13 protein-coding genes are annotated in these 12,480 nt (G+C 43.7%); 9 read left to right on the forward strand and 4 right to left on the reverse strand.

What is annotated here, in order from left to right:
- Positions 1–119 precede the first annotated feature (119 nt).
- Together CVV54_03980 and CVV54_03985 are read right to left on the reverse strand one after the other, a co-directional pair.
- Positions 120–653, reverse strand: a complete 534-nt coding sequence (locus CVV54_03980) for a hypothetical protein (protein ID PKL04649.1) — start codon at positions 651–653, stop codon at positions 120–122.
- A gap of 46 nt (positions 654–699) precedes the next feature.
- Entirely contained in the window at positions 700–1,719 is a 1,020-nt protein-coding gene (locus CVV54_03985; protein ID PKL04650.1) for a hypothetical protein, read from the reverse strand.
- Between the two features lie 450 nt (positions 1,720–2,169).
- On the opposite strand from CVV54_03985, the gene CVV54_03990 reads away from it, so the two are divergent.
- From CVV54_03990 to CVV54_04005, 4 genes are all read left to right on the forward strand, one after another.
- Positions 2,170–3,774, forward strand: coding sequence for a hypothetical protein (locus CVV54_03990; protein ID PKL04651.1), 1,605 nt, complete (start codon positions 2,170–2,172; stop codon positions 3,772–3,774).
- 88 nt (positions 3,775–3,862) lie between these two features.
- Entirely contained in the window at positions 3,863–4,102 is a 240-nt protein-coding gene (locus CVV54_03995; GenBank protein ID PKL04652.1) for a type II toxin-antitoxin system prevent-host-death family antitoxin, read from the forward strand.
- Positions 4,095–4,361 (forward strand): Txe/YoeB family addiction module toxin, encoded by a 267-nt coding sequence (locus tag CVV54_04000; protein PKL04653.1) that lies wholly within the window; start codon positions 4,095–4,097, stop codon positions 4,359–4,361. The genes CVV54_03995 and CVV54_04000 overlap by 8 nt, the downstream gene beginning before the upstream one ends.
- A 293-nt stretch (positions 4,362–4,654) precedes the next feature.
- Positions 4,655–5,602 carry a homoserine O-succinyltransferase gene (locus CVV54_04005; GenBank protein PKL04654.1) on the forward strand — a complete coding sequence of 316 codons (948 nt, stop codon included), beginning with the start codon at positions 4,655–4,657 and terminating at the stop codon, positions 5,600–5,602.
- A gap of 114 nt (positions 5,603–5,716) precedes the next feature.
- Here CVV54_04005 and CVV54_04010 read toward each other — a convergent pair whose 3' ends face one another.
- Positions 5,717–6,421, reverse strand: coding sequence for an iron-binding protein (locus tag CVV54_04010; protein PKL04655.1), 705 nt, complete (start codon positions 6,419–6,421; stop codon positions 5,717–5,719).
- A 23-nt stretch (positions 6,422–6,444) separates the two neighbouring features.
- Positions 6,445–6,918, reverse strand: coding sequence for a hypothetical protein (locus CVV54_04015; protein PKL04656.1), 474 nt, complete (start codon positions 6,916–6,918; stop codon positions 6,445–6,447).
- A 142-nt stretch (positions 6,919–7,060) separates the two neighbouring features.
- Here CVV54_04015 and miaB point away from each other — a divergent pair, with 142 nt between their 5' ends.
- From miaB to CVV54_04040, 5 genes are read left to right on the forward strand one after another with little or no spacing between them, the layout of a single operon-like run.
- A complete protein-coding gene (miaB, locus tag CVV54_04020) occupies positions 7,061–8,338 on the forward strand; it encodes a tRNA (N6-isopentenyl adenosine(37)-C2)-methylthiotransferase MiaB (protein ID PKL04873.1) in 1,278 nt (425 codons plus the stop codon).
- A gap of 15 nt (positions 8,339–8,353) precedes the next feature.
- Positions 8,354–9,058: a hypothetical protein gene (locus CVV54_04025; protein ID PKL04657.1), complete on the forward strand. Its 705-nt coding sequence runs from the start codon at positions 8,354–8,356 to the stop codon at positions 9,056–9,058.
- The gene (locus tag CVV54_04030) at positions 9,048–10,478 is read left to right on the forward strand and encodes a hypothetical protein (protein ID PKL04658.1); all 1,431 of its coding nucleotides are present in this window, start codon (positions 9,048–9,050) and stop codon (positions 10,476–10,478) included. The genes CVV54_04025 and CVV54_04030 overlap by 11 nt, the downstream gene beginning before the upstream one ends.
- Before the next feature lie 60 nt (positions 10,479–10,538).
- A complete protein-coding gene (locus tag CVV54_04035) occupies positions 10,539–11,306 on the forward strand; it encodes a pantothenate kinase (protein ID PKL04659.1) in 768 nt (255 codons plus the stop codon).
- Positions 11,284–12,366 carry a dihydrouridine synthase gene (locus tag CVV54_04040; GenBank protein PKL04660.1) on the forward strand — a complete coding sequence of 361 codons (1,083 nt, stop codon included), beginning with the start codon at positions 11,284–11,286 and terminating at the stop codon, positions 12,364–12,366. Before CVV54_04035 ends, CVV54_04040 begins: the two co-directional genes overlap by 23 nt.
- Positions 12,367–12,480 lie beyond the last annotated feature (114 nt).

A 12,480-nucleotide genomic window follows, 5' to 3' on the forward strand; every position in this document is an offset into this window, starting at 1 on the left:
ATATGGGGTCTATTTTTTTTGTCTTTAAAGTGTGGTTGATTATGATATAAGCTTACCAAATTCCGGTTTTTAAGGAAGTATTAATGTCAGCAGCAAAAGAAGTAAGAAATTGGAAATGTTCAGTCTTTAACACCGATAATGAGTTCTTTCACAGCAATTCCCAGCTTTCTCTCGTCAGTGGACATACCGATTTCTTTGGGCGAAGTCGGGTCACTTATGACAAATTTAATTTTTAGCAAACCATCTCCTGCGGCCGTATATGGAATTTCAGCCTCATACCATGCTTCATCTGTGATCTTCCATGATGCTGTTTTAATCTCATTTACGTGTACGTCGACGGTCTGGCAAGGAAGGCCCCCACCGAGGTAAGCGAAAGCTCTTATTTGAAGCAGCAGGTTTTTATCTCCGGCGTTTTGTACGTCAAAAAGCATAGATGCTTCGTTGCCGTCTGTCCAGGTATATCCTTTTTCCTGTCTGCTCCAGCCTGCAAGCATATATTTGCGGGCATTGTCTTCTGTCTTATAATAACTGACACTATCTCCGAGTGTGTATACTGAAGCAGGTTTATCATATTTTCCGCTGTATATGAGGAATGAAAATACTGAAGCAACTATTGTAAGCATAATTACTAGCCAGGTCCATATTTTCGGCATACTATTATCCCCTTAATTATTTTTAAATGAAACCTATCTGCTGTTTTTAATGTATGGGGCGTTTTATAAATATAATATTTAATATATTATTCATGAATTTATTGTAAATGTTGGATATTGAATCTAAGGATAAAAATAATATTGTTATAAAGATCAAAAATGACCCTAATAGTAAAATATTAAATTCAGTTAGATTGTAAAACATATTGTGGAAATAATAAGCAATATAAAAATGTCCTATGTATACGACCATGGAGTTTCTGCCAATTGCAACAAGTTTTGTTGGTTTATCTGGCAAAATTTTAAATAACGCAGCAGTCATCATTAAACCTACAAATAAAGTCATTGCCCTTGTTATTATTCCAACAACATCATTTAATCCCAACAGATGGTAAGAGTTGTAATAAAATAAATACCTGAATAACGAATTTGACTGCAAGGATAACAACAAGGCCACACAACCAGTAATAAAGACTATGATCCAGGCATGCTTTTTTGATATAGAAAGTATTTCGGGAAGATAATTTTTATGTCTTGCATAGTAGCCGGCGAGAAAAAAAGGCAGATACACTATAACCCGTGACATACTGAGTACAGTGCCGAATTCATTGACTGTTCCCACAAGCAATGATAATAAGATGCTTACCAAAAGTGTATATTTGATTCTCAGGATATCCTTCAAAAAATATCTCCAGATAAATAATGCCTGTAAATACCATAAACCATATGCCGGGTTTAGGATTGAAAAGCTTAAAAGTTTGGAAGAATATCCATGCAAAACTATGGAGAATATAGTGCAGTATGTTTTCCATAAAACGCTCATAACAATGTATGGAACCAACAGGTTCTCGAATGCATTGTCTCTGCTTTTTTCAGGGTCTTTAGTTAAATATCCTGAAATGAAAATAAAACACGGCATATGAAAAAGGTAAATAAATGTATAAATAAAGCGTATATTAAAATACTTGCTGGCCCATACATCAAAAAAATGTCCGATTACTACAAAAACAATCAGTAATCCCTTTAAGTTATCAAGTAAATAGGAACGTTCATTAATATCTGACATACAATTTCTCCATAAATTAACATAAGTTGATCTAATAGATTCCGGATCTGTAAAGACATATAAAAGTCATGTTCTCAGTTGTCTGCAATAAAAGGTGCAGATCAACGGCCACATTTCAGAACCACTGAAGTGTAGCATAAGTTTGCTCAGGGCAGTAATATTATTGTTTTCATTTCTGAACGCAAACAGAATGCTGATGAAAGATAAGTTTTAAGCTGAATATTGTCAGGTATCTTCCTGTAACCTTTCTTAATGCCTGACTATTTTTTAGTTGATCTTCTCAAAGACTGGAGATAAGCTAGTTAAAGCTCATCTCCCAGTCTTTGTTGATGCAGCAAGTTCAACAGTTTTTTGCAGTCTTTTGCAAAAAGAGGATGAGCTGATGTATATTAGTAAATGAAAAAATGCAGCAAAGTATGATCATCAAATCTAATTTTAGTTGAAAGCAGGATGCCCGAAATGCCTAAAACATTCAAAACGGATAATTACCTATATTCCCTGCTGATTATATTTATTTTGATCATGACTTCTCTTTTGCTTGCATTTGCTGTTTATAAGCAGAAGGACATTATTAACGATAAAAATTTTTTAGAACAAAGCCAGGCTGCTCTTGTTAAAATTGGCAGAGATCTAACTATAAACGAATTAGAACAAATAGTCGCTGATATAAAATACTTGAACACCAGTCCTTTGTTTTTGGAATATGTAAATAATGGTATGGATAAAAATAGTGTTGAAGATGAGTGGATGGTGTTTTCTGACAGCAAAATGAAATACGACCAGCTGCGCTATCTGGATGATCAGGGAAATGAATTACTGAGGATAAATTACAATAAAGGACAACCTGAAATAGTTCCGGAAGACCTGCTGCAGAACAAAAAAGACAGATATTATTTTACTGAGACTATCAAGCTTGGTCCAGGTGAAATATATATGTCAAAATTTGATTTAAATATTGAAGGGAATTCAATAGAACAGCCGGAAAAACCTATGATACGTTTTGGTATTCCGGTCTTTGACAAAAACAATGTCAAAACAGGGGTATTTGTTGCAAACTATTTAGGTGAAAATATAAAACAAAAATTATTTGATTTGACCGACGGTACTGTCGGGAGCATTCAGCTTATAAACAAGGACAGCTATTGGCTTATTGGCCCTGATAAAGCTAAAGAATGGGGTTTTATATATCCCGGGAGAGAAAACTACACCTTCAAAAATATATTTCCATCAGAATGGGAGCGTATAACTAAAGAGAAGAAGGGACATTTTTTCACAAAAAATGGATCGTTTTCATTCGATACGATAAATCCCAAGGAAGAGCTCCAGAAGAGATTTAAAAAAGAAGATGATACATTATCAGGTATCAATACGTCCGAAATTCAGTGGATCGTAGTGTGCCATACATCTGACAAGATGTTTTACTTTGCAAATGACGAAAACACTTTTGTTTTAAGCATCACGAATACACTGCGGTCCCCAACGATACTTATCAGCCTCATTCTGGCATCACTGGTTTTTTCCATCATATCAGCACTTTATATGTCGGGAAATAAAAAAATCAAAATAATGGCCACCTATGATTCAATGACCGGCTGTCTGAACAGAGCGACAGGCATGCAGATGCTTGAAAACCTTATACAGCAAAAGAAAGATATTATTATTTGTTTTATAGACATAAACGGGTTAAAGGAAATTAATGACATGCTTGGTCATGAGCAGGGAGACGACCTGATCTTAAACTCTGTAAAAATAATAAAGGAAAATATCAGGGAAAACGATTTATTAATAAGGTTGGGCGGAGATGAATTTTTAATATGTTTTGTCAATATAGACATTGATCGGGTTGAAACAACATGGCTCAGGATATTGGATAAAATTGAACTCGTAAATGAAGAAGATAAGCCATACATAATAAGTCTGAGTCACGGTATTGCGGAAATTAAAAAATCTGACCGTACCATGCTTGATGAAGTGATCAAAAATGCCGACATTAAGATGTACGAAGAAAAAAGATCGATCAAATCAGTAGGTTTTAGCGTGATCAAGAAAAAATAAATTTAAAACCATCCTGAATTACGATAACAAAAGTTTAATATGTACGTTATAGTGTTCTAGATGATGTACATATCAGGATGTGTTTTACATGATAATAAACGCTACTACTGCGAGAGATAACCTGTTTGGATTGGTAGACGAGGTGCTCACTTCACAGGAACCAGTCTACATAACAACCAAGAGGGAGAATGTCGTTGTGCTTTCTGAAGAGGATTATAGATCCATATCTGAAACGCTCTATATATTTTCTCTTCCTGGAATGAGGGAGAAGATTTTAGCGGGTGGGGCAATACCGTTGGGTGAATGTGTAGAGCTTGACGATGACTGATTGGAAGGTAGTATATACCAGGCAGGCGGTCAATGACAGAGAAAAAGCATATCTTGCTGGAGACAGAGAGAAAATCGTTTCTATCCTCTTTGTTTTAAAAGGAAATCCTTTTGCTCCTTATCCGCCTTATGAAAAGTTTTGCGGAGACCTTGAAGGATTTTATTCCAGACGAATAAATCGTCAGCACAGAGTTGTATATCAGGTATATGAAAAAGAAGAGACAATAAAAATTGTCAGCATGTGGCTCCATTACGATTAGCAGATAGGAATAAAAAAATAAAAAAGACGCAGAACATAGGCTTATTGACATTTATGTCAAGAGTAATTAAAATTTCCGGAAACTGGACAAAGGAGGAAGCGCCATGTCGATGAACAGTTATACGATGATGCTAATGTGCTGCATGATGATGCGCGGGAGTGCCTTTGGAGTTTATAACGGCAGTTCGCGGCCCTGATGCGTCGCGAGATCCGAAAAAAAACTACCAAGGCAGTCCATTTTTCGAAATGGGCTGCTTTTTTATTTGTATAAATATAAAGAGAGGGGGCATATAGATGCCTATTAAGATACCGGACAGTCTTCCGGCAACACAGACACTTTTGAATGAGAATATTTTCGTTATGCATGAAGTGCGCGCAGCAAAGCAGGATATACGACCGCTCCGGGTCGCACTGCTGAACCTTATGCCGACAAAGATCGAAACTGAGACGCAGTTCGCGCGCCTGCTGAGCAATTCGCCTCTTCAGGTCGAACTTACACTTCTTCAGACCGCGACATACGAGGCGAAGAACACGAGCCGTGAACATCTGCTGGCCTTTTATGAAACATTTGAAGATGTGAAAGAGAGAAAGTTTGACGGACTTCTTATTACAGGCGCGCCTGTTGAACTGATGGAATTTGAGGATGTGGAATATTGGGATGAACTGTGCAGGATAATGGAGTGGAGCAAGACGCATGTCTACAGCACCCTCCACATTTGCTGGGGAGCTCAGGCGGCGCTCTACTATCATTACGGGATAAAAAAGTATCCCATGGCCGAAAAGCTTTTTGGGGTATTCCCTCATGAGGTCGAATACAAAAACTCGATGCTTTTCAGGGGGTTCGATGATGTATTCATGGCACCCCATTCCCGCCACACAACGATACACAGGGAGGATGTCGAAGCGGTGCCTGAGCTGCAGATACTGGCTTCTTCGGAAGAAGCCGGAGTATACGTGATAAAGACAGAACAGGGCAAACAGATATTCATAACCGGACACTCCGAGTACGACGCGCTCACCCTTGAAAAAGAATATCTAAGGGACAAGAATGCGGGTCTGCCGATCGAGGTCCCGAAGAACTACTACCCTGATGACAACGACACAAGGAAGCCTCTGGTGACGTGGAGGAGCAGTGCCAATCTTCTTTTTTTCAACTGGCTGAATTATTTTGTCTATCAAACAACGCCATTTGAGCTTGATGCCATCGGTACCAGCAGGGAGAATGACTGGCTGGATCAGTAGTCTCCGGTATGAAAGAAGCGTAAAATGGCTCGTCCCCCTGATCGAACAGTGACATCTTCACGATCAGGGGGACGGGCTTAAATAATTATAAATCATTGTGTTTTGTTTGTTGTTTCAGCTTTTAATACTGCCCTTATCCTTGAAATTTGCATCTACGTGGGCCCCGTCGCAAAAGGGTTTGTTCTTTGATTTTCCGCATCTGCATAATACGATCCGATTTCTGATCTCATATTCAGATCCGTCAGCAGAAACGAGGGGGATGCCTCCTTTGACATATATCCCGCCGCTTACGTCATTTTCAGGATCCTGTGTTATTTCTATTTCCTGGTCGAGTTCGGGTTCTATGCAGGTGCCATCCTTTGCTACGGCTGTGAGCCTGCCTGCCGGGCATTCCGAAGCTGATTTGACTGCTTCGGATAAGGTTTTTTTTGAGTTGTCTTCACATGTGGCGAGGTCCCACGCGTCTCCCGTTTTCCTGTAGCAGAACCTTGCGCCGGCACACCTTCCGTCATCGAGCAGGTCAATATTATTGCCCTTTATGAGCTCTGCACGATCCCTGTAAAGTTTCCTGCAAGCCGTTTCTGTCCCGTCAAAGTTGATATCCTCGTGGCTTCCGTCGCAGAACGGATGGTTTTTGGATGCTCCGCAGCGGCAGAGCGCATAGGTTTTATCGTGATTGATACTGCCCGCATCGCCCCACACATACTTGGCATCATTTGCATTGTCTTTCTCAGGCAGGATGATCTTTTCTGAAAGGTCAAGGTCTCCGGATACAAGGTATGGTCCGTCTTTTAATATTTTAATCTTTTTTTCAGTCATATCAGATCTCCTATAATGAGATGTCAGTTGATCCTGCCGACCAGGACTTCCGCAGCCGCAGTCATCTCTTCCTCAGTGGCGATTAGTGATTCCAGTGTGAGAGTCCCCTTTTTGCCTACTTTGACAGAAAGGCTGTAACCGGTAACAGGATGATGTTCGATTATTGCTTTCTCCCCTTTGACAGAAAGAGTCTTGTATGAAGCTCCTGTTCCCAGCGGCCCGTCATCCGCCGAGATCTCATTTACCGGAGGCGTCCAGCCTTTGTCTCCCGAGCCTTCCATCCATACTGCATGGAAGGGTACACCTGCGTTGTTCCTGTAATCTCTTTCGAGCCAGAAGCCTCTTTTGCCTGAGACAGTGTCAAATTCTGTCTTTCTCAGTTCGCCGTTGATCCATCCTGTGATCTCAGGCAGGGCGTCCGTCATTTGTGCCGAAGAGAGGGAAATATTTAAAAAAAGCACTAGTAGTGCAAGAGAGAAGATAATAGTTTTTTTCATCAGCGCACCTCCGATACCGATATATTATACAACGCAAAGTGGAAAGTTTCTTCGTCAGGGCATATAATGCCTAGGGAAAACAAAGAGGGATAAAGGAGATAAAAGTTTGAAAAGCTTTGCAATAAAAGTATTTGGTTGTCAGATGAACTCATACGACGGAGACAGGATAAGGACGTCGATGATCCACATGGGTTGGAAAGAGGTCCCGGAAGAGAACGCAGATGTAATTATCATGGTCACCTGCAGCATAAGGGAAAAGGCGGAGCAGAAGGTAGCCAGTGAAATAGGGCGCTACGATCTCCGATACAGGAAGACGGGATCGCCTGCGGTGGTTTTGGTAGGATGTATGGCACAGAGGATAGGCCTGTCGATATCAAAAAAATTTCCCTGTGTGAGGCTTGTCTCCGGACCCAGGCATCTTGGTCTGGTGCCGCAGGGAATAGAGGACTCATTTTCGGACGGCGCGCAGAGATTTTTTATGGACGATGACCCGAGAGCCCTTGAAGACCTTGAAGTGGTGCCTACAGAACGCACGAATCCATTTAAAGCGTATGTAACGATAACTTATGGCTGTGACAGATTCTGCACTTACTGCATAGTTCCTTACGTAAGGGGAAGACTCCAGTCAAGAGGTCACGCCGAAATAATAAAAGAGGCAGAAGCGCTTGCGGCATCAGGTGTTTCAGAAATAACACTGCTTGGCCAGAACGTTGATGCATACGGTAAAGATAAAAAGGGAGAATATGGTTTTGCCTCCCTCCTAAGGGACGTCTCAAAGATCGAAGGGATCCGGCGCCTCCGTTTTGCGACCTCCCATCCCAAGGATTTTGATGAGGATATTCTTGAAGTAATGGCCGGTACCCCGTCAATATGCCGGGCGATAAACCTTCCTGTGCAGTCGGGAAGCGACAGGATACTGAAAGAGATGAACAGGGGTTATACAAGGAACCAGTACATTGAACTGGTAAAAAGGATACGCTCCGTCCTTCCCGATGTCAGCCTGACCACAGACCTGATAGTCGGATTTCCTCAGGAGACGGAAGAGGACTTTAAGGATTCTTATGACCTGCTTAAAGAACTCAGGTTCGATATAATACACACAGCTGCCTACTCACCCAGAGAAGGCACGAAGGCTGCCATTATGGAGGGGCATATAGACAACAAAGTAAAGGCAGCCAGGCTCAACGAGATAAACGCACTTCAGTCGCAGCTGGCTCGTGAGCTCAACGAAGAATATGTCGGCAGAAAATTTGAGATACTTGTTGACGGACCTGCGCCCAGGGGAGAGGGTTCGCTCCAGGGCAGGACAAAAACGGACAAGGTCGTTATTGTCAAAGGCGGACCAGAGTACATGGGCAGATATATAGATGTGAAGATAATCAGGGCCAGCCACTGGTCGCTTGAAGGAGAAATAATTTAGAAAAGGGGTCTTCTGATGTTTGGAGAGGGCGGAAACCGGCGTAACTATTTATTGTTGATCCTGGGATTAATATGCTTTTTTTCTGCAGCTATACTCCTCCATTCTTTCAAAGGCCGCTTTGGAGAGGACACAGCAGGAAAAAAGACAGTAGATATGATGCCGGTAATGGAAGATACGATCGATGTTTCGACATCAGCCACATCTTCCTCTCAGGCAGTTTCTGTAGTTCCCGTTCAGCCTGAGACTGTAAAAGAGGAGTGGGTCGTTTACATAACCGGTTCCGTCAAAAAGCCGGGCGTTTACAGGATACCCACAGGATCAAGGATCTACAATGCCCTTGAGGCAGCAGGCGGTTTTGCTGCTGAAGCGGATCAGGAAGCAGTTAATCTGGCTGCAATGCTTCAGGATGGCGCGCACATTAAATTTCCTGCAAAGAAAGAAACTGTGCCCTTGCAGCAGGTACCTGCCGGACCTGCCCAGCCGACTTCCAGTGTCGGCAGTATCGGTCCAAAGGCATCCGCAGGTCTCATAAATATCAATACAGCAATGCGGGAAGATTTAGAAAAACTTCCAGGAGTGGGCCCAAAAACCGCCCAGTTAATAATCGATCACAGAGAGAAAAACGGTGCATATAAAAGGGCAGAAGACCTCCTTCTTATCAAAGGCATAGGACCTGCCAAATATGACGCAGTAAAGAATTTAGTGACAGTTGCGCAATAGGAGGAACGGCCCGCTCTCATACGCTCCGGCCTTTGTTACTCTCCTCGGTATCTGCTTTTCACTCTATGCCTCTTATCTCGGATATTCTCCGCTTATATCAGCAGTTATTTCAGTTCTTGCAGCATCCTCATGGGTTTTGACCGGGACTCTCTGTCCTGTCAGCGGGTGGAACTTATCTTTCGCACTTGTCATCCTTCTGACATTCGCCGCATCCCTCTGGCTTAATTACAGGGTCGGTTTTGAGCCTCAGGTCCCTTCAACGATACGATCTGAAGGCAGGGTATTGCAAAACAGGCAATGGGGCCGTCGAAGAGCACTTCTGATATCCACGGATCATGGAAAGATGGTTGCCTACTCCCATCCTTCCGCTGCTCCTGACGAGGGTTCCGGAGTCAGTTTAAGGGGCGCCGTTTTTGATTTCAAAAGGGCGGACAAAAAAGATGAATTTGATGAATACCTTTACTGGAGGTCAAAGGGCGCAGTTAAAAAGATCATACTTCTTGATCTTGAAGTTACATCACCTCCTTCGGGGATCTACCGATGGAGGAATTTTCTGGAGAGAAAAATAGACGAAGACCTTCCCGAACTTATGTCAGGCTATATGCTTGCCCTTACTCTTGGTATAAGGGACAAAAAACTTACAGAGAGTCACAGGGAGGCAGGTACAGTCCATCTTCTGGCAGTTTCAGGCTTCCATGTGGGCATACTGGCCGCATTTGCAGGACTTCTCCTGAAAAGAGGGAAGCTTAAGATCGTTCTCATATCATTGCTTGTATGGTCCTATATCGCACTGGCCGGATTTCCTCCCGGCGGCGTCAGAACGGGGATAATGCTGCAGGTGTACCTTTTGGGTCTTTTTCTTGGAAAGCCTTCCAGCCCTTTTAACAGTGTCAGCGCGGCAGGCATAGTAATGCTGCTTTGGGAACCCCGGACATTCCATGACATCGGATGGAGACTTTCGATGCTGGCCGCTCTTACCATTTGTGCTGTTGCTGGTATCATCAAGGAAAATAAGTCCGGGGTTTTGATAGGATCAGCAGCAGTTTGGTTCGTGACCGCTCCTGTGATAGCCTCGGCATTTGGAAAAGTACCTGTGGCTGGGCTCGTTATAAATATTGCAGCGATACCGCTTTTTGCAATTATTTTCCCTATAGTCTTATTATGTTCGCTTCCAGCCTTCTTTGGCCTGCCGTTCAGCCGGGAGATAGCCGATATGTGCGAGTATCTGCTTGAGAGCTGGGACATACTCTCTGAAAAGCTTGTTGAACTGATGCCATGGAACGTTGTCCAGGCATTTCCCCTTACGGTCTTTGCTGTGATCCTTTTCTTTGCAGCAGCAGCTTATGCTTCAGGGATATCTTTAAAAAGAATACCCGGCGCAGCTCTTATGTTTCCCCTTCTGGTCCTCTTATTTGCCTGATTGTTGTAAAATAGGGGGACTCTTTGCTTAAAAACAATTTCTCTGGCGGAGGAATGATATATGCTTCTCGTGCTCGATGTTGGAAATACAAATACTGTTATGGGGATCTTCGAAGGCAAAAAGCTGATAGATCACTGGAGGCTGACCTCAAGGAAACAGACGGCGGATGAGGTAGGCTTCATGATCCTGGGGCTCCTCAGTGCCTCCGGGATCTCGAAAGAGATGATCTGTGCTTCGGTATATGCAAGCGTCGTACCCTCGCTTGATGAGATGTTCATGGAAGGGATAAAGAATTACGTTGGAGTGCCCTGTCTTAAAGTGAGCCAGGACCTTGACACAGGTGTGAAAGTCAGGATGAAAAACCCTGCCGGACTTGGAGCGGACAGACTGCTGAACGCAGTCGCCGGTGTTGAAAAGTACGGAGCCCCTCTTGTAATCGTAGACCTTGGCACAGCAATAACGCTTGATGTGATCTCTGCCGATGGGGCATATGTCGGAGGTACTATAGCGCCGGGAATGGAGCTTGGCATGGAATCCCTCTTCTCCCGCACAGCCAAGCTTCCCCAGATATCACTTGAGGCTCCCGGACACTACATAGGGGGAGACACAACAGAGGCCATACAGTCAGGAATAGTTTACGGAACAGTCGGACTGGTCGAGGCTCTTCTCTGCGGAGTTTTCAAAGAGCTGGGAGGCCCCTGCCGCGTGGTGGCTACAGGAGGGCACGCATCCATACTTGCCCGGCACTCCGATATAGTAAAAGAGGTCGATCCGTGGCTGACGATAGAGGGACTCAGGATAATTTATGAAAGAAACAGATTTGAATAAGGGAGAAACGTTTTCTCCTCTTGTTCCGGGGCACCCTTTAAAGATAGGCGGAGTAGAAACAGAGAACCCGATCTGGCTTGCACCGCTTGCAGGCATAACTTTTGCTTCGGTCAGGAAGTTTTACCGGAGTCTGGGTGCAGGGCTGGTACACACAGAAATGGTCAGTGCTCTCGGGCTTTGCCATAAGGGGCGCAAAACAAAGGAGCTGCTCTATGGTTCAGAAGAGGAGCGTCCTGTCGTCCTGCAGATATTTGGTTCAAACGCCGAAGATATTGCAAGAGGAACAGAGGCAGCTTTGAAAATCAGAAATTTTGAAGCTTTACAGATAAACATGGCCTGTCCCATGCCAAAGGTCACAAAAAAGGGCAGCGGTTCAAAGCTGATGGAGCATCCCGAAATCTCAGCAGAAATAATAAAAGCAATGAAAAAAACTGGGCTCCCGACCTGGGCAAAGATAAGGATCATGCCTCCCGGAAGCCGTATGACGACGTCAGATTATTGTGATCTGCTCTTTGATTCCGGTGCGGATTTTATTTTTGTTCACGGAAGGACTCCTGCACAAAGATACGAAGGCAAAGCATCGCGCGAGGCTGTTGAAGATGTGGCACGCCATTTCACGGGAATGATAGGCGGAAGCGGAGACTGCTATGAGCCGGGCGATCTCTGTGATTATTTAAGAAGGGGCTGTGCCGCGGTCCTTGCCGGAAGGGGTATACTAAAAGACGTTTTTATCATACCCAAAACGCTGAGGGCGCTGGGAGCCGACGTTCCTCAAAAATATTGTGATCCGGCTCCGGATTTCCAGTCTGAGCTTCTTCTCGAACTCGGCCGCAGCATTTATAATACCGAGGGGCAATCCTTGGCCATGATGATCTCAAGAAGGATGCTCTCCGCGCTCTTCAAAGGTTTTTCCGGAGCGGCGCAGCTCAGAAGGAGAGGGGCCTTAGCCAGGACATGGCAGGAGATGGAAGATCTCCTGATAAGGTGGCAGGAAGTCAGGAGCATGCCGGAGATCGAGATAACAGCGGAAAATTTTCCAAGGGGAATTATTGGCGGATAGCAACTTATCCCGAATATTCCCGTGGAATGATTTTATAAAGGAAAGACAATACGACAGAGGAAGTGATCCAATTGGCGGACGAAACAAGGAAAGAAGAACAGCAGCAGAAAAATA

The sequence above is a fragment of the Synergistetes bacterium HGW-Synergistetes-1 genome (assembly GCA_002839185.1).
Classification (GTDB): domain Bacteria; phylum Synergistota; class Synergistia; order Synergistales; family Synergistaceae; genus Caenicola.